Origin of the sequence: Desulfovibrio sp. UIB00, from assembly GCF_022508225.1 — a bacterium.
Lineage (GTDB): Bacteria > Desulfobacterota > Desulfovibrionia > Desulfovibrionales > Desulfovibrionaceae > Desulfovibrio.
This window is the reverse complement of record NZ_JAETXJ010000006.1, coordinates 214,266-234,997: the sequence shown is the minus strand read 5'-3', so window position 1 is coordinate 234,997 and position 20,732 is coordinate 214,266. Positions and strand designations below refer to the sequence as shown.

The window sequence follows — 20,732 nt, the reverse complement described above, 5'->3', positions numbered from 1 at the left end:
GTCCCTCTTCGGGGTGCTTCGGGGGGGATGCAAGGGGGGCCGAGAAGGGGGCGTAGCCCCATAACAAACCCCGCCTTGCTGCGCGCCGCAAAGGCGTCCCAAACTCCGCCGGCCGGCGGAAGATAGCGCCCGAAGGGCAATAAAAAGACTTAATCTTTACGGGGAGACGAAATCGCACGCCGCACAGGCGTTCTAAACTTCGCTGTGTGGCGTGCCCCCATGCTGCAGAGCAATAAATAAATGGTGACGTGCTGAGTAAGCCAGGTTGCTACGCACTCAACTTCTCACTTCTGGATACTGATATGCTTTCTTGCATCTGTATGGGCTTGGATTTAAATTATTCATTTGCATGATTCCATATGACGTACTGGCAATATTTAATCGTGTATGTCAGCCTTTTGGGGCACGTATTCTTTGATACATTGCTGTGGAGGCACTATGCCAGATTTTGCAAAGCGACAAAAGGTTTATGACTACTTGAAACAGCTGGGAGTGGAGTACACCGTGACGGAACACCCAGCCGTTTTTTCAATTGATGAAATAAAGGCTTCGGGGATTAATCTTAAGGGTGATATCTGCAAAAATCTCTTCCTGCGAGATTCTACAGGGAAGCGGCATTTTCTCGTGACCATGTCCAATGATAAAGCTGCACCCTTGAAGGTCTTGCAGCAAAAACTGGGTACTTCCCGGCTAAGCTTTGCCTCGCAAGAGCGCCTCGCCAAGTATCTGGATTTGGCCCAAGGGGAAGTAACTCCTTTTGGCATTCTCAATGACGACGGCTGCGAAGTTGAGCTTGTATTTGATTCTGCCCTTGATGGTAATCCCTGCCTTGGCGTTCATCCCAATGACAATACGGCAACTGTCTGGATTTCTTTTGACGACCTTTGCCGTTCTGTTGAGGCACATGGAAACCGCATTCATCTGGTCGCGCTGGATGGCTGACTTTGGCAAATTCTATATGCCCACCCCAGTAATGCTGGTTAAGGAGCCTTTGGCGTTTACCTGTGCATTGCCTCTTTGTTGACTACGGCTTCTAACTCATGCGGCATTACGCAAAAAGGCCGGGTTGCCCCGGCCAGTTTTGTGCTTGCAATAATTGCTGCCTACTTCACCACAATCAGATCATATTCGCGCGTGCCAAGGCCGATTTTTTCGGCATGCTCCATGCAAGTGCGCCACTCGGATTCAGGGCCAGAATTTTTAAAGTGGTCGTGGTGGTCCACAAAACCTTTTTTCGCAATATTTTCAGCAAGCTGACTGCCGGGCATGGGTTTTGCCTTCATACAGGCATCCACGCAGGCCTGATCAAGCGCCAGCGGGTCAAATGAGGCGAACATGCCGATGTTGGGCAAAATGGGCGCGTCATTTTCGCCATGGCAATCGCAGTTGGGTGAAACATCCACAATCAGCGAAATATGAAAGTGTGGGCGACCGTCCAGCACGGCCTTGGTGTATTCCGCCATTTTGTAGTTGAGCATTTCAATGGCGGCATCATGCGCGAAAGAAATGGCGTCAAAATTACACGCGCCCAAGCAGCGGCCACAGCCCACGCAATTATTGTGATCGACCGTGGTTTTCTTGGTTTCAGCGGAGTAGTGCAGGGCGTCATTGGCGCATTGTTTGATGCAGGCCTTGCAGCCAACGCATTGCGATTCGTTGATATTGGCCTGACCGTTGCTGTGCTGCTCCGTTTTACCCGCGCGCGATCCGCAACCCATGCCGATGTTCTTGATGGCTCCGCCAAAGCCGGTCATTTCATGCCCCTTAAAGTGGGTGAGGCTGATGAAAATATCTGCATCCATAACGGCGCGGCCAATCTTTGCTTCTTTGACATATTCGCCGCCCACCACGGGGACCAGGGCTTCGTCCGTGCCTTTGAGCCCGTCGCCAATGATGATGGGGCAATTCACCGTAAGGGGTGTAAAACCGTTCTGCCAGGCGCATTCCAGATGTTCCAGGGCATTTTTGCGGCTGCCGGGATACATGGTGTTGCAGTCGGTCAAGAACGGTTTACCGCCAAAATCCTTGACCGTGTCAACAACAGCGCGCGCATAGTTGGGGCGCAGGTAACTGATGTTGCCAAGCTCTCCAAAGTGCAGTTTGATGGCAACAAAGCGACCCTTCATATCAATATGTCCGATGCCTGCTTTTTTGATCATTTTCTTTAACTTGGTGGGCAAGCCATCGCCAAAAGCCTTGGTGCGAAAATCTGTAAAGTACACCTTTGCTTTTTCCATGAGTATTCACCTTTGCGTTTAGCTGTATGAACCGGAAAGATTGTATTGCACAATTGAGCGTGAGCCAAAAAGTGCAGCAACTTGTGCGCGGTTACAAATTTTTTGTTTCTCGCTTTCATGGGTGCGGGCTGCCATGAGGAGAATTCCGTATGCGACATGGGGCTGCCAAGAGCGGGCAGGCCTTAATTCCGACATTTTCATACCCCTGGCAAGGGGTTGGTCGCTAGCACGATTCTCCTGTTTGTTTGCCTTATTCTCCAAAATCATAATATTGCAGATGGTTATGCTGCCGAATATGCCCACGTGGCGCGTACAAATAAATCTGCTTGACTTATTATACGACCGGTCTAATAATTATTTCACAACACGGGAAACAGGCAAAATTTTTTCAAGGTAATGCAAACCGATTCGTAAGAATCCTCAATGCTCCACCAAACCCGTTCTGGCTGCACCCGCAAATTGCCTAGGGGCTTTTAAGCCCGCAGGATATCACCACCCCAATGAGGACAGAATTATGGAAAGAAAAAAAATTATCGTTGCCGAATATGCCAAGAATATTCTTGAAGCTCTGCCCAAGGGTATATTGCTTACCTCAAAGGCAGATGGCCGGGTAAACAGCATGACCATTGGCTGGGGAACCCTCGGCATTGACTGGTCCAGCCCGGTATTTGTGGCCTATGTGCGCGAGCACCGCTTTACACGCGAATTGCTGGATAAAAATCCAGAATTTACGGTCAATGTGCCCTTTGGCGAATACAGCAAAAAAATTCTCGGCATTTGCGGCTCCAAATGCGGACGCAACCTAGACAAGATTTCTGAAGCAGGCCTGACTCTTGTGGACTCAGAACTTGTTTCTGTGCCCGCCATTAAGGAGCTGCCCCTCACCCTTGAGTGCAAGGTAGTTTACAAGCAGAAGCAGGATCTCCCCAGCCTGATCACCGAATACCAGTCAAAGTTTTACCCTCAGGATGTTGACGGCTCCGCAGTTGGAGCAAACCGGGATGCGCACATCGCCTATTATGGCGAAATTGTCAGCGCGTACATTCTGCAATAAGTTGAATTTGGCAGCACAATAACCAAGGGGGTTCCCATGAAGGAAATTTTCCACAGGGTCAGCGTGCGCAAGTTTGAAGACCGCGCCGTTGAAAGTGACAAGGTCGAGCAGATTTTGCGTGCCGCCATGGCCGCACCCTCTGCGGGCAATCAGCAACCGTGGGATTTTTATGTGGTGACATCCAGAGAAAAGCTGCACGCGCTTGCTCAGGTCAGCCCTTATGCCGGGTGCGCCGCAAATGCCCCCCTGGCCATTGTGGCTGCCTATCGGCAGGATGGCTGCCGCTTTCCACAATATGCGCAGATCGATCTTGCCATAGCTATGCAAAACCTTTGGCTGGCGGTGGATTCGCTGGGGCTGGGCGGCGTATGGCTTGGTGTTGCCCCTGACGAAGACCGAATGGAAAAGGTGGAAAAAATTCTGCCTGTGGCAGCAGGGCAGAGGGCCTTTGCCATTTTCCCCATAGGCTATCCTGCGGAGCAAAAAACGCAGCAGGACAGGTTTAATGCAGAGCGCATCCACTACGTGAAATAACTTTGGGGCCGGACTTCCGGCCTTATTTCGAAGCCGGACCAAGGCCAACGAAAAGCGCCCGGTTCCCCATAATAAGGGGAACCGGGCGTTGATGCTTTTGTACGAGATAACTTACCGCAGGCGTTCAAGAACCGCCTGGGCAATGGGTTCGCTGGAGGCCGGGTTTTGCCCGGTTATGAGCTTGCCGTCCACTTCCACGTGCGGTGTCCACATGGGGCCGACCACAAAGTTCGCGCCTTCGTTGCGCAACGTTGTTTCGAGCATAAAGGGAACTGCCTTTTCCAGCTGCATGGCAATTTCTTCATCATCGGTAAAGGCCGTTATGGTTTTGCCCGCCACAAGGGGGGAGCCGTCAGCTTTTTTTGCCCCTACCAGCCCAGCCGGGCCGTGGCACACTGCCGCAATTATTTTGTCTGCTTTGGCAAAATCATTGAGCAGGCGCTTCAGTTCGGCATCGGTGGCAAAATCCATCATGGTGCCGTGGCCGCCAGGCAGAAAAATGGCGTCAAAGCCTTCGGCCTGAATATCCTTGAGCAGTGCAGAATTTTTCAGCAGTTCAAGGATGTCGGGCCATTTGGCAACAGAGGCATCATCAAGGCTGTGGGGATCAACTGGCACTGCGCCGCCCTTGGGGCTGGCAACGGTTATGGAGAGGCCGGCCTTTGCCAGCGCAAGATAGGGAACCGCGATTTCTTCAAGCCACACGCCTGTTTTTCTACCGTTGGTCAGGGCATCGGCGCTGGTCGTAACCATGAGTATTTTTTTTTGCGCGTTCATAAGAATGCTCGCTGTTGTAAGTGTGGTGTGGGTTGGGATGCCGCAGATTTGACTTGGCAGTGCCCCTGGCATGCGCGGGCTTGGCCCGCTGCTTCAGGCTCAGTCGGTTTTGCTGCGGCGTAATAATTACCCTGTTGTTAAAACCCTTGTGAACAGCACGTTCACAAATTGCTTCAGCGGATCGGGCGAGCGCATGACCTTTGCCCGCAAAATGGCTCCTTCCCAGCCAGAGAGGAGAAAGCCTGCAAGCGACTGGGGATCAAGCCCCGGATTCAGTTCACCAGCCTGTTGCGCTTCGTGCAGGCACTTGGCAAACAGGCCGAGCCAGTCGTGGAAGACTTCTTCCAGGCGGCATCTGAACCGTTCACTCTGAGCGGCCAGCTCCTGTCCCAGATTTCCGATGAGGCAACCCTTGCTGAAGTTGTCCTGCACTGTACGTTCAATGCTTTCTTCCAGATACCTGCGGATGCGCTGGAGCGGGGGCAGCGTTTCATCATCAAGATAGCCGTGCAGTTTTTTTGTATAGTTTTCAGCAAAGAGGTTGATGACCTCAATGCCGAAGTTTTCCTTGGTGCCAAAATGGTGGTAGAACGAGCCTTTCGGCACGCCCGCCGCCTTGAGTATGGCATCTATGCCTGTGGCGTTGAAGCCGGAAACAGCGACAATTTCAACACCTACAGCAATGATTTTTTCTCGTGCGCTTTCTTTCATAATTAAAAAATTAGACCGGTCTGCTGGTGATGTCAATATCTGCTGCGCTCAGTCTTGTAGCAATTTTCTTCGGACAACGTGACCAAGATTCAGCACTTGTTCTGTGCATGGAGACTTGGGCAGAAATTTATCTGAACTTGCTAACGCTGGCTCAAGATAAGCGATTTGGCAGAAAAGGGGCAGAAAAAAAGAGGAGAAGGCAGATATGGCGGCGTGATTTTGGGAGGGTGCCGGGGCTTGCCGACCCGATGTCGGCAGCCCCGGCCCGCTTGCGCGGGTGTTTCATGTCGGGAAACACTATTGGGTAGGATTCACCGAGCCAGCAAAGGGATACGGCCCGGCAAACGTAGCCTGCACTGCAATCTGGCAGATGTGGGAATTCCACACGCCCTTGTCAAAGTGGTGGAGGAGATAGCCCGGCGTTTCCATGCGGAAGTTGTCGCCGCCCTCGGGGGAGAGATCAAGGTCTATCTGCATGGAAACCGCAGGTGCCGTCATGGCTATCCGCCCATGCCACTCGGTGACGATGGGGCGGTGCATGTGGCCGAAACTCAGCCGCATCTGCGGGTTGCGCTCTACAATTGCTGCAAAGCGCTCCACGTTTTCAAAAGGTTCGTCCATGGCGCCCATGCCCGTAACAAACGGGGGGTGGTGCATGAAGAACATGGTTGGCGTATCCGGGCGCTTTGCCAGTTCACGCTCCAGCCAGTCGCCGGTTTCGGCGGGGAAGTGGCCGGAATGGGAGCCGGGGCTCATGCTGTCCATCATGATCAGCCGCAGGTTTTCTTCTTCCACCGTATAGCAGAGGTAGGGCGCAATATCTTCCTTGGCCGGGCACCAGTGGGGCATTACCTCGCGCAGGCGGTCGCGCCTGTCGTGGTTGCCGGGCACGGCGTACACGGGCACCCCAAAGGGCAAGAGTTCGTCGTGCAGGATGTGATATGCGTTAAGGTCTCCGCTGTCGGCAAGATCGCCTGTGATGACAATAATATCCGGCTGTTGCGTCAGGCTTTTTACGTGAGCCACGGCTTCGTCCAGGCAACGCCGGGTATCTACCACCCTGAAAGACAGGCTGTGGTCGCCCCGCAGGTGCGTGTCTGAAAGTTGCAATATACGCATGATGCTAACCCTGTGCGGTTCCCGCAGCCTGCGCAGCCAATCTGTTGTGCCGCGCCTGGATGGTAAAGGCCGAGAACGCGCTGGTTGCTGCGGCTACGAGTACGAAGATGCAGATGTAGAAGGGATCGCCGTCGTTCCACTGGATCAGGGCGGTGCACACGCCGGGCACTATGCCCGCAACCAGAAAGCCCGGGAACTGGTACACGATGGAAATACCCGTGTAACGCACTTCAGCAGGGAAGAGGTCAGAGAACAGCGCGGCCTCTGGCCCAAAAACACCAGCGTAAAAAATACTCAGCGGGATGGCGATGGCAAGGCCAACCAGAAACATGTTGCCGCCGCTGCTCTGCATAAGCCAGAACGAGGGGAAAATGGAAATGCCGCAGGCAAGGCTGGCAAGGCCGTAAATGCGGCCCCGGCCAAAGCGGTCTGCCAGGCGGCCAGCGATCAGAATAAAGGGGCACATGAGCAGGGCCGCAAACATAACCGCCGTAAGTGCTTCGGTGCGCGTGGTGTGGATCTGCTGCACGAGGTAGGTGATGGAAAACACGGCCAGCACGTTGAAGAACACGCCGTCAATCCACCGTGCGCCAACGCCCAGGGCAATGTTGCCAGGGTAGTTTTTGCATACTGTCACGATGGGCAGGGCCTTTTTGCTGGTATCGCCCTTGGCTTCGGCCTTGCGGAATTCGGGGGTTTCCAGAATATGCGTGCGCACATAGAGGGCAATGGCGATGAGTACCACGCTCACAAGGAAGGCAAAGCGCCAGCCCCACTCCAGAAACTGCTCGTTGTCCAGCAGCCAGGAGAGCAGGGCGACCATGCCGGAAGAAAGGCACAGGCCGGTGGCAAGGCCCATCTGGGGAATGCTGGCGTAAAAGGCTTTTTGGCGATCACTGGCATATTCATAGGTCATGAGCACCGCGCCGCCCCATTCGCCGCCAAGGCCAAGGCCCTGACACAAGCGCAGCGTTTGCAGGATGATGGGCGCGGCAATGCCAATGGAGGCATAGGTGGGCACAAGGCCAATACCCATTGTGGCAATACCCATGATGAGCATGGTGAGAATGAGCATGCGTTTACGGCCCAGCTTGTCGCCGTAATGGCCGAAGATAAAGCCGCCAAGGGGGCGTGCCAGATAGCCGATGGCAAAGGTACTGTAGGCCATGATGGTGCCGATGAAGGGGTCGGCGGTGGGGAAGTAGAGCTTGTTGAACACAATGCCCGCCACAACGCCGTAGAGGAAAAAGTCGTACCATTCAATGGTGGCGCCAAGCAGGCTGGCAATTACGACCTTGCGCATTTCCTTTTTGGAAGGAACGTATTTTTGCTGTGAGCTGTCGTCCATACAGACACCCTCCGTGTGGGCTGTCAGCACCGCAACTTTTTTGCGGGTGCAATTAAAATTTTAATTGAATTTTAATCATGCGGTGAAATAAAATTTTAATATAAAATTTTTTAATTGCCTCCACTTCAAAAATAATGTTGAATATGGCTAAATTTATGGTTTGATATCACGCTGAAAAAAATTGTGTCAATTGAATATTTATTAAATAAAAAATAATTCTTTTGATGCATAAAAATCTGAATAAAGCCTTAGGCCTGGTTGCCATGCGTCTGCCGCGTGGAATCGCCCACGACTGAACAGGAGGCTGCCATGACGGCAGAAACAAGCAGCAAGAGCCGCAGCAGGCATACCGCTGCAAAAAAAGTTACGCTTGCCCATGTGGCAAAGGCAGCCGGAGTTTCTCAGGCTACGGTTTCGATGGTGCTCAACGGGCGGGAAGGTGTTTCGTTTGCAGACGAAACCATTGCCGCAGTTTTTGCGGCGGCGGAGAGTCTTGGCTATCGGAATGCAAGGAGAGCCGTTGGGTGTGCAAACGTTCCCTCAGTGCTTGTGGTGGCCCCCAATGTCACCAATCCATATTATTCCACCGTTATTCAGGCCATGCAGCAGGCCGCCGCGCTCAAGGGCTATGCCACCAGCATCTATACCACCTACCGCAGCCTTGAGAGCGAGCTGGCGGCCCTGCGCCTTGCGCGCAATATGGGCATGGCGGGCATTATTTTTGCCATGCTGGCCCATCCCGAAGAAGTGCTTGAAAAGGCTGACCGCAAGTTGCCCATGGTTGTTATTGGCGACAGGCGGCAGGATCTTAACGTGGATACGGTGGAATTGAACAATTACGATGCAGGCAGCCTCATTGCCCGGCATATGCACGATCTGGGGCATCAGCATCTGGCCTACATTTCCACAACGCTGGATCAAGCCAACCCCATCCGCATGCAGCGATTGCAGGGCCTGCGCGATACCTTTGCCCAACTGTGCCCGCAAGGCACGGTGCTGGTAAAAAGCCGGGATATCACCCCCGAGACAGAGCTTGAGAATTTGCAGATCGAACATATTGTGGGGCTTGAACTGACGCGCAAATGCCTTGATGACAAAAAAATCACCGCCTTTGTGGCGGTGAACGACATGGTGGCCTACGGCGTGATAGACGCCGTGCGCGGAGCAGGCTTTACCATTCCCGGCGACTACAGCGTTTGCGGCTTTGACAATATCTTTCCATCAGGATTTGCGGGCGTGGCACTGACCACGGTAGAGCATTATATGCGCGACAAAGGCCGCAACGCGCTGGAAATTTTGCACAATAAAATCAGCGGTGCGGCCTCTGACCGAAATATCACCCGCGTGGAATACAGCCATAAGCTCATTACGCGCACCTCTACTGCTGCGCCGCGCGCTGGCGGCTAGGGGCACGTGCAAGAGTCTGAAAATGCGTCATGCCAGGCTGCGTATCCCGTGCGGGCTGTGAGCTGTCTAGCCAAAATTACTCTTGCGCCAGTTGTCCATAAAGGTCTGATTTGCATCGTTGCGTGCCTGTATTTCGTTTTGCGTCATTGTCCAGTTGAGGTAGGTGTTGTTGCCTGAGCCGTGCTTCACTTGCTCGCCGTATCCCCCTAAAAAGATAGTGTTCTGACCATTCCCCAAAACGTTGCTGGCGATGTGAGTATATCCCGCGTTGTTAGAAGAAAGTTCCAGTGTGTTGTTGCCGTCCCCCAGCACAAGGTCATCAAAGGGGCTTTGGGATCTGCCAATAACCGTATTGTTGCCATTGCCTATCTTGATGGACGCATCCATGGCTGAATCCCATCGAAGGGTATTGTTGCCGTCACCCATCTGAATATTTCCGCTCGTGGAGCGCATTGTGACCGTATTGTCGCCATGCCCCAGTACCATGGCGGAAGAGTTGGATGATGCCATGGAGTCTACGTTGATGGTATTGTTGCCGTTGCCTGCGATAATATTTCCCTCAAGAGAACGAATACGGATATGATTATCTCCTTCGCCCGCAGTAATGCTCCCCCCAAGCCATGAGTCACCAGTAATGGTATTGTTTCCTTTGCCCAATGTCACATTGCCGCTACCGGTACTTGTCGTAACCTGGTTGGCTCCATCGCCAAAAATCATTGCCCCTAGGATGTTAGTTGCTGTTACGGTATTGCTGCCGTCTCCTGCGCTCAGGCGTCCTGCCGCGTAGTGGGCAGTCAGGGCATTATTGCCCTGGCCAAGGTTCATATTGCCTGCATACGACTGCACATCAACCGTGTCGTCTCCATCACCCATTTCAATGGAAAGGCTCCGTCTTAGTTCGTTACCGCGCAGCGTGTCATTGCCGCTTCCGGCATCGATTGATGTTGTTCCCCCCACGGTTTTGCCAACAACGATGGTGTCGTTGCCTGCCCCAGCGCTGGTTGTTCCGCCGCTTGCCAGTACAAGGATGGAGTCGTTGCCGTTGCCAGCGTCAATGGAGCTGGCTGCCGTAAGCTGCAAAAATACATCATCGCCATCTGTTCCTGAGAGTGCACCTGCGGTTCCCTGTTCGCTGGTAACAGAACCGTCCTGCGCAAAGATGCGCGTTTCGCCTGTGTCCGCAAAGGTCACTGCAAGGGAGCCGTCTTCCCGCTCGTTCAGACGCACATTGCAGGCTGCATCAAATGTGACTTGTTGGCCATTAGCACGGGTTACAGAAACGGAAGCCCCTGTAACCACAGCGTTCTGATAGCTGGTGGATACGTCTACGCGCATGCCCTGGGGGGATGTCAGCGAGTCTTGCGTTTGCGTTATGTTGCCTTTTTGATAGCCGGGGCAGGCAGAGGGGACGATGCCCGTGTCGAGATATTCCTGCAGGTACTTCCCGCTTATCAGAATATCCTTGAGCGCATCCTGCAGGCTGCAGCCCTTGGCTTTGAGAATCTGCTCAAGACTGGTTTGTTCCTCTTCCATTTTTTGGCGGGAGGATTGCCCAAGAGAAACAGAATCGCCTGATGAGGTTGCGGCAGCGCTAGATGCCGCCTGCGTCGAAGTGCTGTCATATGACCAGCCAAGGCTGTTCGGTATCACAAATTCATATTGTCGAAGGTCTATTTGCATGATCGCTCCCGTGTACTGATATGTAGTAAAAAAATCAGTTTTACTGGATGATTTGCGCTTGTGGAATAATTTTCCTTGTATGAAATATAGCAAATTTGATGCCATTTCGGGCAGTAATGTAGAGTAACAGCTTTTTCATATCGGTGTGGCGGGGCTTTATGCTGATCTGTGGTATATGTTGCGCAGTTACAATGGGCTGATAATACAGATAAAATAGGGTAATTATTGAAGGTGCTCGCTTGCAGGTGTCAGTTGTTCTGCCAGCAGCAGGCATTGAGAAGAACCTGGCAGTTTTTTGCACCTCACCTACTGGGGTGCCGGAGCTGGGTAAAAATTTCCTTTGACATGTTATAACTAAAAAACTAGTTATGTAGTTATGAGAACGACGTACCTGAATACCCTTCCTGAACATTGGCAGCCCGTGGCCGCAGTATTCGCAGCCATGGGGGATACCACCCGTCAGCGCATCCTGCTTTTGTTCGAGCCCGGCGAGGAGCTTTCCATCAAGGATATTGCCGCAGAATTTGATTTTGGACGTTCCACCATTGTGCACCATCTGGCAGTGCTGGAAAAAGCCGGAATCCTCGCCGTGCGGCGTGAGGGCAGGCAGGCCCTGTATTCTGTATGTCACAATGTTGTGCTGGATTCTCTGGAAAAACTCCGTCTCTTTATTGAAGAAGACCTGCAAGAAGGGGCTGCTGCGCAGCCCCAAGCTGAGAAGGGAACAAACGCATGAATCAGTCGCCCGAATCTCTCCCGGCAGCCAGTGGAAAAAAAATACTGCTGAGCATGGGCACCACCTATGCCATGGGCACATTTAACGATAATTTTTTCAAACAAGCCGCATTGTTGCTTGCCGCCAGTGCGGGGCTTGAATCCATTCAGGGCATTGCCTCCGCCATGTTCGCCCTGCCGTTTGTGGCCTGTTCTGCCTGGGCAGGGTGGCTGGCAGATCGCATGCCCAAGAATAAGATGGTCATCTGGTCCAAATTTATGGAACTTGCGGCCATGCTCTATGGCGTGTGGGCGCTCGTGGATATGAACTGGGCCGGCATGGTGGTCGTGGTTTTTTTGATGGGCCTGCAATCCACAATATTCAGCCCCGCCCTTAACGGAGCCATTCCGGAAAACTTTCCTCCGCAGGAAGTGCCACGGGTCAATGCACTGCTCAAGCTGGCAACCACTGCAACCATTCTGCTGGGTATTGCCGCCGGCGGCGTTGTGCTGGATCTGCCCGAATTTTCTGCAGTTGCCGCATTCATCCCGCAGGGGGAGCATGGTTTTGGCCGACTGGCAGTGGGGGCTGTGGCTGTATTTATAGCTGTTATCGGGCTGGCCTCTGCCTTTGGTATTGGCAAAAGCGTTGTTTCTGTCGGGGCAAATGCTCCCTTTCCCCTGCTGGGTCCGGTGCATTCCGTGCTCCATGCGCTGGAGTGCCGCAGGCGTGACCCGCATCTGTTTCTCACGCTGGCAGGGGAGGCCTTTTTCTACTGCCTGTCGTCCTTTGCCCTGCTGTGCATCAATAATCTCGGCATCATCCAGCTGGGCTTTTCGCTTACCGTTACGAGCCTGCTTTCCGTGGCGATGATGATTGGCATATGCGTGGGTTCCGTTCTGGCCGGGCGGTACGAAGCCACAAGCTGGCGGCGCATTATGGTTCCGGCTGGCGCAGGGCTTGGCCTTGGCCTTATGCTTTCCGGCCTTGCCCCACTGCTGCCGGAGGCGCTGCAATTTCCCTGGCTTTTTCTGCTGCTGACGTGTTCCGGCGTTTGCGGCGGCCTGTACCTCATACCGCTTGTGAGCTTTATTCAGGTAAGGCCAGCCGCCACGGAAAAAGGAAAAACTCTGGGGATTTCCAACTTTTCGTGCTTCAGCGGCATCCTTCTTTCTGGTTTGATTTTCGCATGGCTGGGCAAGGTGCCGCCAGCATGGCTTTTGGCTGGCAGCGGTCTTGCGGCGCTGGTTTTCATCAGCTGGGCCGCAGTGCGAATTACCCGCATGTTTTCTTGCGGCAAGCGTTTCAGCCTTGCGGGGCTGTGTTTGCGCCTGCTGCTGGGCCTGCGCTACCGCGTGACCGCGACCGGGCTTGAAGCCATATCCGGCCCCGGCCCAATCCTGTTTATGCCAAATCACCCCGCGCTGATGGACCCTATTATTGTATATTCGTTGCTGGCGAATCATGCGCCGCGCCCCCTTGCAGACGAGCGCCAGATGGAAGGCCCGCTTGGACGGCTGGCGGCAAAGGCCCTGCGTGCAGTGCTTATTCCCGACGCCATGAAGGATGGAGCCAAGGCGCGACAGGGCGTTGAGGCTGGTATGCAGGCCGTGCTGGATGCCTTGCAGGCCGGGGACAACGTATTGCTGTACCCCGCAGGGAGGATTTATCGCTCAGCAAGGGAAAGCCTTGGCGGCAATTCCGGGGCAGCGCTTATTCTGCAAAAAATGCCCGGCCTGCGTGTGGTGCTGGTGCGCACAACCGGATTGTGGGGCAGTACTTTTGGCTACGGAGCCACAGGCAAAGCCCCGCATTTTGGCAAGGTGCTGCTGCGTGGCGCACTGGCGGTAGTTGCCAATCTGCTGTTCTTCACCCCGCGTCGCCCCGTGACTGTGGAGTTCGTGGAGTCTGATGATCTGCCCCGCACGGGCGAAAAACGTGTGCTCAACCCCTGGCTGGAGCAGTTTTATAATCAGGCGGAGCGCCCGGCGCAGGAATTTCCCCGTTTTTTCTGGCAGGGAAGCGAGCCCCGGATTCTGGATGCCGTGCCGCAAAACCGAACGGCAGAGGCGGCGGATATTCCTGCGGAAGTGCGCGCCGCTGTGTATGCGGCCCTGCGTGAGGCGGCGGGCCTGCCGGAAAATCAGCCGCTCTCGGACGACATGACCCTTGGCGGCGATCTGGGGTTGGACAGCCTGGCCCTCATGGATCTTGCCCTCAGCCTTGAAGGCGCGCAGGGCGCAACCATCGCAAATCTGGAATTTCTGGTTACTGTGCGCGATTGCCTGCTGGCGGCGAGCGGTCAGCTCGGCGAGATCAATGCAGACGCCCCCGCGCCCGCAGGCTGGTTTGCGCCTGCCGTCGGTCAGAAGTTCGCCATACCCGAACACGCCGCAACCATTGCCGATGCCTTTCTGACCCAGATGCGTTCCGCCCCTGCCCAGCCATTGCTGGCTGACCGCGCAAGCCTGCGCAGCCGGAGGGACATCCTCATGGGCGCACTGATTCTGGCTCGCCGTTTACGGACGCTGCCCGGCGAGCGCCTGGGTATCATGCTGCCCGCCGCGCCAGCGGTGGTTACGGTGTGGCTTGCCGCACTGCTGGCAGGCAAGACGCCTGTGCTGTTCAACTGGACGGTGGGGCAAGCCAACCTCCGTCACTGCATTACTATAACCGGGGTCAGCCATATTCTCAGCGCGACGGCCTTGCAGGAACGGCTGGAACGTCAGGGGCTGGGCCTTGCATCCCTGCCTGTGCAGTGGGTGCTGCTGGACAAGCTGGCGGCATCGCTGACCATCTGGGAAAAACTCTGCGGCGCGTTCAAAGCCCGCCTGCTGCGCAATCTGGAAAAATACGCGGTGCCGGAAACAGCGGCGGTGCTCTTTACATCCGGCTCGGAATCTCTGCCCAAGGCCGTGCCCCTGAGCCACGCCAATCTTCTCGCCAATGCCCGCGACATTGTGGAGGTGCTGCACCTTGAGCCGGACGACAGCGTGCTTGCCATGCTGCCGCCATTCCATTCCTTCGGCCTTATGGTGAATATTGTATTGCCCCTGTCGCTGGGCATCCGGGCGGCCTTCCACCCCAACCCCACAGAGCCCGGCCCGCTGACGGCTTTGGTGCGCGATTACAGACTCTCGCTCATGGCCGCGCCGCCAACCTTTCTTGGGGCAGTGCTTGACCGGGCAGCAGGGACAGAAAATCTGGCAAGCCTGCGCTGCGCCTTTGTGGGGGCGGAGAAATGCCAGGACCACGTCTACCGCGCTTTTGCCGCGCAATGTCCGCACGCCGCGCTTTGTGAGGGCTATGGCGTTACGGAATGCTCCCCGGTGGTTTCCGTCAACAGGCCGGGCGACATTGTGTGCGGAACCATAGGCCACGCAATGCCGTCGGTAACACTGGCCCTGGTGCGCGAAGAAGACGGCAATATCTGCGGGCGTGTGGAGGCGGGGCAGACCGGCATGCTTCTGGTGCGCGGCCCCAGCATCTTCGGCGGTTATCTGAGTGATGCGCCCTCGCCCTTTGTGGAGTTTGAAGGTCAAACATGGTACCGCACAGGCGACCTTGTGCGCATGGATGAAACTGGCCGCCTGACCTTTCAGGGGCGGCTCAAGCGCTTTGTGAAGATTGGCGGAGAAATGATTTCTCTGCCGCAGATCGAATCCGTACTGCTCGAAATATTCGGCAAGCGGGGCGACGCGCCGGAGCAAGGCCCAGCGCTGGCTGTTGAAGCCACAGCGGAAGAAAGCGGCTCGGCAATTATGCTCTTCACCCCGATGGCACTCTCCTTGCCGGAAGTGAATGCCGCCCTGCGCGGGGCGGGGCTTTCATCCTTGTATGCCATAAAGCGCATTGTGAAGGTGGAGGCGATCCCCTTGCTGGGCAGCGGAAAAACGGACTACAGGACGTTGAAAGGGAGTGTTGACGCGGTTTAGTTTGGAAACTTGCCATGCTGCTAAGCAAAGGGTCGCAGGACTGATACATGTTCCTGCGGCCCTTTCTGTGGTCTTTTCAATAGGCACTGGCAGTGGTGGGGGAGCCGTGCTTACGTTTGCACCTTGCCCCGCTATGGCGAGGAACGTTCCGAGAGCGTGCATCTCAAGGTTGCAGAATTATCGTGTAAAGCAGAGAACCGAGCGCATAAAAACCGAAACCCATGAGGACCACCCCGGACATTCGTGATACGCAAAGGGAAAATCCTTCGGGCAAGCGGCGCTGAGCCAGCGCAACCCCACCGCTCAACAAGAACCACCACAACAAAGACCCCAGAAACACTCCCGCAACAACGGCAAGGGCATTGGTCGCCCCCGGCGAGTCGGTCAAGCCGAGGCCAGCGAACAGTGCCGCAAAAGAGAAGATGGTCACCGGGTTGGTGAGCGTAAGAAGAAATGTTGCGGCGATAGTGCCGGAGAGTCCCCTGAATTCACTGGTGCGGGCAGGCTCTGCCGCCCGCCGGGGATTTGGTCGCAGGCTTTTCCAGCCAAGCCACAGCATGAACAGACCGCCTGCAAGCTTGAGCCACGGGGCAAGCGTTGCCAATGTTGCCGTTAAGGTTGAAAAGCCGATCGCCGCAAGGCTCGCGTAGATTGCATCGGCCAGGGCCGTTCCCAGCCCTCCGGCTACTCCAGCCCAAAAGCCTCGCACAAGCGCGCGGTTTATGCACAATACGCCGATGGGGCCAAGGGGAGCTGCCACGGCCAGGCCAAGAAGCATGCTTTTACAGAATAACAGGAGTTCCATCAGGCGTTCATTTTTGCTGCGTTGACAGTATAGCATTGATGATCGGGCGTCTTGATTGCTGAGTCTTGATCTACGGGGTTAGCCAATCGTCCGTGCCATGGTCCCTGTGGTAGCCGCCGGAATATCTGGCCCACGTGCAGCCATAAATTTTACCGTTTCTGTCCGTGTACAGATTGAAAACAGTCATGCGTTTGACTGTAACAGAGTCCATTCTGCTTGGTGCAGCAGGGGAATCGTAGTAATAGTAATATGCCCAGATTTTGTCCCCATCATCATTATATTTTTTATATATTGATCTTTGGGATGAAGATAACTCATCAATGTGCCTGCCCAGATAGTCACCATCTGAACACATTCGCTCCTCGGCTCTGGCGATATATTTCCACGTTTCAACCCGGTGCATTTCTTTTGGAATCCACATATTGAGGACTTTCCCGGTATTGACATCTATGACAGGCTTGCTGGGAGGTGGGTCAGTCGAAATAGCAGCCAAATCTGGAAGGCACCCGGAAAGAATGCCTATAATGGAGGCAAGCATCAGTATGTTGCGCAGCATGTTAGACTTCCCCTATATTTTGCATCGCGGGAGTATACTGGTAACTGATAATAGGCGCAACAATATGTAATTGCTAGATTATTTGTCTGTTTTGCGTAGTCTGTGAAAGGTGAAAAGTGCTAACTTTCTAAGATAATAATCTGAAATTATTGAATTATTCCTGTATATACGTGTGGCAAGCTGTTGTTTGCGTATGGAGCGCCCTTGGTTTGCCTGTCGCGCGAGAGGCCGGGTACAAAAAAGCGCACCACCAAGGATGCGCTTTTGCCTGTCATTGATCTGCACCAGCCGTGATGCTGGATTCCGTGCCGCTACTGCTCGGCGCTTTCCTGCAAGACGTCAACCCAGCGCGCCATGCGGGCAGTTTGTTCCAGATACCAGAGCGAAGCCATAAGCGGCGAAAGGGTGCCGCCGTTGGGGTCAAACATGGCAAGGGAGCCGCTCTTGCGCAGGGCATCCCACGCGTTCAGGGCGTCATTAAAAGCCTTGGCGCGTTCCGGGTTCAGGGTGGCGGCAACGCGCGCGCGTTGCGCGTTCAGGCGGGTTTCAAGGCGTTCCTGTTCCGCACTCATGCAGTCCTGCATGCCGGTTGTCACCCCAGCAGCTTCGTCCATGCAGGCCTGATAGGTCTGGCTGAACAGATTCTCTGCCGGGAGGGCGGAATCCTGCTGGTCAGGGCTGTCGGCGGCAGCGGCGGCGCTGGCGTCCTGCTGCACCGGGGGCGCCGCTTGCGGCGCGGCCTCTGCGGCAAGGGCGGGGTGGGCAACAAGCAGCACGGCACAGAGCGCACTGAATGCGGCAAGATTGGCAAAGAACGTTGCAAAGGATCGACGAGCAGACGACATCCCAGACTCCTTGGCGAAAAAACCTTATATGTTGAAAGTGTACGCGCGCCGGGTGCCGTGCGCAAGCATTCTTACCTGTATTCCCTTCCAGACCACAGCACGCGGCCAATAACCCTGAACTGGTCGGCGCAGTCGCCGCGCAGGTCAAGGCTCACAGGCGGATAGGCCGGGTTGACGCTGTTCAGAACAATCTTGCCGGGAAGTTTATCAATGCGTTTTATATAGATGGCGTCTTCAAAGCCAACGGCATAAAGCCGCCCCGGGCTGATTTCCGTCTGGCCCCGATCCAGCAGCACCAGATCGTTGTCAAAAATTTCCGGCACCATGCTGTCGCCAGAAACACGCATGAGCACCATACGCCGGGGGTTGCCCTTGCGGCGTAAAAAATCGCCTCTGAAGGCATAGCTGCCTTGGCTGTGACTGTTGACCTCAAGACTGCCCGTTCCGGCAGAGAGCCGCGCTTCCGCCAGCGGCACACTGATGAGATCCGTCTCGCAATCCGCCTGAATGCTGGGCAGTTCGCCATCTGCCGCTTCCGGCAGCCGCATGGGGCCGCTGCCAAAAAAAAGCCAGTGGGCGTTTACGCCTGTCTGGGCGGCGCAGGTCTGAATCCACGCAGGCGGCACTTCGCCGCGTTTGCGCGCTCCGCTCACTGATTGCGGGGTGATGCCCAGCGACCTTGCCAGTTCCGCATCGCTCACCACGCTGAGGGCTTGCATAAGCCTTTGCAATGTTTCTTTGAAGTCTGATTTTTCAGGCATGGCGTTCCTCGCTTCCGCGCGAATGGGTGATTGCCGCACACGCTTTCGGCGGGGTTGTTTCAACTTTTCATTCAGGGTATCAATCTCAGGCGTTGCTTGCAAGGATAAAATAAGCTAAAAGCTGATGGTCGCGCGGTTTTGTCCGCATACTTGCAGATTTTGCCATCCGCACCCGTCGGGCTGCGGTGAACCGATCCACAGGAGGCGGTATGGCTTTCATTTCGTCTTCGCTGGAACTGCTGGCTCCGGCAGCGGTCATTTCTGACCACAGGGCGGGGCTGCCCCTGTATCTTGCGCCCGTGGAGGCGGGTTTTCCTTCTCCGGCGGAGGATTACCTCGACTGCAAGCTGGATCTGCACAGGTACATGGTGCGCAATGAGGCTGCCACCTTCTTTTTGCGCGCGCATGGGGAATCCATGCTGGGGGCGGGTATCCATGACGGAGACCTGCTGGTGGTTGACCGCTCGGTAGAGGCCGGGCACCGCAAGGTGGTTATCGCCGCGCTGGAAGGGGAGCTGACCGTCAAGCGTCTGCTGCGCCGCGAAGGGCGCGTCTTGCTTGCCCCCGAGAACCCCAGGTTTGACCCCATCGATATCACAGAAAGCGAATTCGTGCATATATGGGGCGTTGTCACCTATGTCGTTCACAAGCTCTGATTCACCTGCGTCCCTGTGGGCGCTGGTGGACTGCAACAATTTTTACGCCTCGTGCGAAAAACTGTTCCGGCCCGATCTTGCCGACCGCCCTGTGGTGGTGCTTTCCAACAACGATGGCTGCATTGTGTCGCGCTCGGCTGAGGCCAAGGCGCTGGGCATTCCTATGGGCGCGCCGGAATTCAAGCTGCGTTCCCAGTTGCGCGCGCTGAACGTGGCGGTATTTTCCTCCAATTACGCGCTGTACGGCGATATTTCCGCGCGGGTAGTCGATATTCTGGAGCAATGCTGCGCTCAGGTGGAGCCGTACTCCATTGATGAATCCTTTTTGCGCCTTGAGGCCCCCCATCGGGCCAACCTGCCCGAATTCTGCCGCGATGTGCGGCAACGCATCCAGCGCTGGACGGGGATCACAGTTTCCGTCGGGGTTGGAGCAACGCGCACCCTTGCCAAGATTGCCACACATGTGGCCAAAAAGCATCCGTCCTACGGGGGGGTGTTTTCCCTGGCACGGCAAGAGCGTGATATCGACCGAGTGCTTGCGGGTACGCCCGTTGAGGATGTTTGGGGCGTGGGGCGGCGGCAGGCGCGGCGCTTGTGGGCCGAGGGCATCTGCACGGCCCTGCATCTGAAAAACGCTGACGATATCATGCTGCGCCGTCTGCTCACCGTGACGGGCTGGCGCACGGCTCTGGAATTGCGCGGCGTTCCCTGCCTCGGCAACGATACAGCTCCTGTGGCGCGCAAAACGCTCATGTCCACGCGTTCTTTTGCACAGCGCATCCACGACAAGGCCATGCTGGCGCAGGCGCTTTCCACCTTTGCCGTGCGCGCGGCCACGCGGCTGCGGCGCGAGGGTCTTGTGGCCAGCGGGCTTGGCGTTCACATCCGCACGGCGCGCCCCGGTCAGGCGGCAGTGGGGGAGCGGCTTTACGACCAGTCAGCCCAGTGCCCCCTGCCTATTCCTACGGCTGACAGCCAGATGTTCATCCGCACGGCGCTGGAAGGGCTGGAGCGCATATTTTTACCCGGTTTTGCCTATGCGAAGGCCGGAGTGATGCTCTACGGCCTTGAACGGGCCGATGCGGTGCAGGGCAGTTTGTTGGCCCTTGCGGCCGGGCTTGAATCCGGCGGTGATGGACGGCGGCAGAGCCTCATGCGCTCGTTGGACAATATCAATAACCGTTTTGGCCGCGATACGGTTATCTTTGGCGCGCAGGGCATGGGCGAGGCCCCTTGGCATATGCGGCAGGAACACCGCTCCCCCCGCCTCACAACCTGCTGGGATGAACTCCCGCTTGCCCGCTGCTGAAGCTCTCCCCTTTCTTCATTTTCTGCCCTTGAGTGCATCTGCTCGTCATGGTGAAAGTGCCATTTTGCCATTTGCGTGCTTGCATAAATTTATGATGCAATACATTATTTATAGTGTGTTGCATTGTAGCGAATTTCAAGATTTGCACAAAATTTTAGTTTATAGTAAAGTGTCGATACTGGTACAAAAATTACATATATTATTGGTATATGGCATGTCATGCTCTGTGTAGAGTTGTGATTTTTCCTGTTGTGGTTGTTTAACGATTTTGTCTTAACATTAT

Annotated in this window: 18 protein-coding genes; 8 read left to right on the top strand and 10 right to left on the bottom strand. The window is 55.3% G+C overall.

Annotated elements, in window-relative coordinates; genetic code table 11:
• The first annotated feature begins 438 nt into the window (after positions 1 to 438).
• A complete protein-coding gene (locus JMF94_RS11340) occupies positions 439 to 942 on the top strand; it encodes a prolyl-tRNA synthetase associated domain-containing protein (RefSeq protein ID WP_240825200.1) in 504 nt (167 codons plus the stop codon).
• Positions 943 to 1,103: 161 nt separating this feature from the next.
• Here the strand turns inward: JMF94_RS11340 and JMF94_RS11335 are convergent, their stop codons facing one another.
• The gene (locus tag JMF94_RS11335; RefSeq protein ID WP_240825199.1) at positions 1,104 to 2,237 is read right to left on the bottom strand and encodes a DUF362 domain-containing protein; all 1,134 of its coding nucleotides are present in this window, start codon (positions 2,235 to 2,237) and stop codon (positions 1,104 to 1,106) included.
• Positions 2,238 to 2,751: 514 nt separating this feature from the next.
• Here JMF94_RS11335 and JMF94_RS11330 point away from each other — a divergent pair.
• Together JMF94_RS11330 and JMF94_RS11325 are read left to right on the top strand one after the other, a co-directional pair.
• Positions 2,752 to 3,291: a flavin reductase family protein gene (locus JMF94_RS11330; RefSeq protein ID WP_240825198.1), complete on the top strand. Its 540-nt coding sequence runs from the start codon at positions 2,752 to 2,754 to the stop codon at positions 3,289 to 3,291.
• Between the two features lie 36 nt (positions 3,292 to 3,327).
• A complete protein-coding gene (locus tag JMF94_RS11325) occupies positions 3,328 to 3,825 on the top strand; it encodes a nitroreductase family protein (protein ID WP_240825197.1) in 498 nt (165 codons plus the stop codon).
• Between the two features lie 111 nt (positions 3,826 to 3,936).
• On the opposite strand, the gene JMF94_RS11320 is transcribed toward JMF94_RS11325, so the two are convergent.
• The 4 genes from JMF94_RS11320 to JMF94_RS11305 form a co-directional block, all read right to left on the bottom strand.
• Positions 3,937 to 4,602, bottom strand: a complete 666-nt coding sequence (locus JMF94_RS11320; protein WP_240825196.1) for a type 1 glutamine amidotransferase domain-containing protein — start codon at positions 4,600 to 4,602, stop codon at positions 3,937 to 3,939.
• A gap of 126 nt (positions 4,603 to 4,728) precedes the next feature.
• The gene (locus tag JMF94_RS11315; protein WP_240825195.1) at positions 4,729 to 5,313 is read right to left on the bottom strand and encodes a TetR/AcrR family transcriptional regulator; all 585 of its coding nucleotides are present in this window, start codon (positions 5,311 to 5,313) and stop codon (positions 4,729 to 4,731) included.
• Positions 5,314 to 5,610: 297 nt separating this feature from the next.
• Positions 5,611 to 6,432, bottom strand: a complete 822-nt coding sequence (locus tag JMF94_RS11310) for a phosphodiesterase (RefSeq protein WP_240825193.1) — start codon at positions 6,430 to 6,432, stop codon at positions 5,611 to 5,613.
• 4 nt (positions 6,433 to 6,436) lie between these two features.
• Complete coding sequence (locus JMF94_RS11305; protein WP_240825192.1) at positions 6,437 to 7,780, bottom strand: MFS transporter; 1,344 nt, start codon at positions 7,778 to 7,780, stop codon at positions 6,437 to 6,439.
• A 309-nt stretch (positions 7,781 to 8,089) separates the two neighbouring features.
• Here JMF94_RS11305 and JMF94_RS11300 point away from each other — a divergent pair, with 309 nt between their 5' ends.
• Positions 8,090 to 9,187, top strand: coding sequence for a LacI family DNA-binding transcriptional regulator (locus JMF94_RS11300; RefSeq protein ID WP_240825191.1), 1,098 nt, complete (start codon positions 8,090 to 8,092; stop codon positions 9,185 to 9,187).
• A gap of 66 nt (positions 9,188 to 9,253) precedes the next feature.
• Here JMF94_RS11300 and JMF94_RS11295 read toward each other — a convergent pair whose 3' ends face one another.
• On the bottom strand, positions 9,254 to 10,972 hold the full coding sequence (locus JMF94_RS11295; protein ID WP_240825190.1) for a hypothetical protein: 1,719 nt from the start codon (positions 10,970 to 10,972) through the stop codon (positions 9,254 to 9,256).
• A gap of 271 nt (positions 10,973 to 11,243) precedes the next feature.
• On the opposite strand from JMF94_RS11295, the gene JMF94_RS11290 reads away from it, so the two are divergent.
• Both JMF94_RS11290 and JMF94_RS11285 read left to right on the top strand, forming a co-directional pair.
• Positions 11,244 to 11,603, top strand: a complete 360-nt coding sequence (locus JMF94_RS11290; protein ID WP_276612909.1) for a metalloregulator ArsR/SmtB family transcription factor — start codon at positions 11,244 to 11,246, stop codon at positions 11,601 to 11,603.
• Positions 11,600 to 15,517 carry an MFS transporter gene (locus JMF94_RS11285; protein WP_240825188.1) on the top strand — a complete coding sequence of 1,306 codons (3,918 nt, stop codon included), beginning with the start codon at positions 11,600 to 11,602 and terminating at the stop codon, positions 15,515 to 15,517. Before JMF94_RS11290 ends, JMF94_RS11285 begins: the two co-directional genes overlap by 4 nt.
• Positions 15,518 to 15,680: 163 nt before the next feature.
• On the opposite strand, the gene JMF94_RS11280 is transcribed toward JMF94_RS11285, so the two are convergent.
• The 4 genes from JMF94_RS11280 to JMF94_RS11265 form a co-directional block, all read right to left on the bottom strand.
• Complete coding sequence (locus tag JMF94_RS11280) at positions 15,681 to 16,322, bottom strand: LysE family translocator (RefSeq protein WP_240825187.1); 642 nt, start codon at positions 16,320 to 16,322, stop codon at positions 15,681 to 15,683.
• 70 nt (positions 16,323 to 16,392) lie between these two features.
• A complete protein-coding gene (locus JMF94_RS11275; protein ID WP_240825186.1) occupies positions 16,393 to 16,878 on the bottom strand; it encodes a hypothetical protein in 486 nt (161 codons plus the stop codon).
• Between the two features lie 311 nt (positions 16,879 to 17,189).
• Positions 17,190 to 17,723 (bottom strand): lysozyme inhibitor LprI family protein, encoded by a 534-nt coding sequence (locus tag JMF94_RS11270; RefSeq protein WP_240825185.1) that lies wholly within the window; start codon positions 17,721 to 17,723, stop codon positions 17,190 to 17,192.
• A 71-nt stretch (positions 17,724 to 17,794) separates the two neighbouring features.
• A complete protein-coding gene (locus JMF94_RS11265) occupies positions 17,795 to 18,484 on the bottom strand; it encodes a helix-turn-helix transcriptional regulator (RefSeq protein ID WP_240825184.1) in 690 nt (229 codons plus the stop codon).
• A gap of 209 nt (positions 18,485 to 18,693) precedes the next feature.
• On the opposite strand from JMF94_RS11265, the gene umuD reads away from it, so the two are divergent.
• Both umuD and JMF94_RS11255 read left to right on the top strand, forming a co-directional pair.
• Positions 18,694 to 19,140, top strand: coding sequence for a translesion error-prone DNA polymerase V autoproteolytic subunit (gene umuD, locus JMF94_RS11260; RefSeq protein WP_240825183.1), 447 nt, complete (start codon positions 18,694 to 18,696; stop codon positions 19,138 to 19,140).
• Complete coding sequence (locus JMF94_RS11255) at positions 19,121 to 20,449, top strand: Y-family DNA polymerase (protein WP_240825181.1); 1,329 nt, start codon at positions 19,121 to 19,123, stop codon at positions 20,447 to 20,449. The genes umuD and JMF94_RS11255 overlap by 20 nt, the downstream gene beginning before the upstream one ends.
• The last annotated feature ends 283 nt before the right edge of the window (positions 20,450 to 20,732 follow it).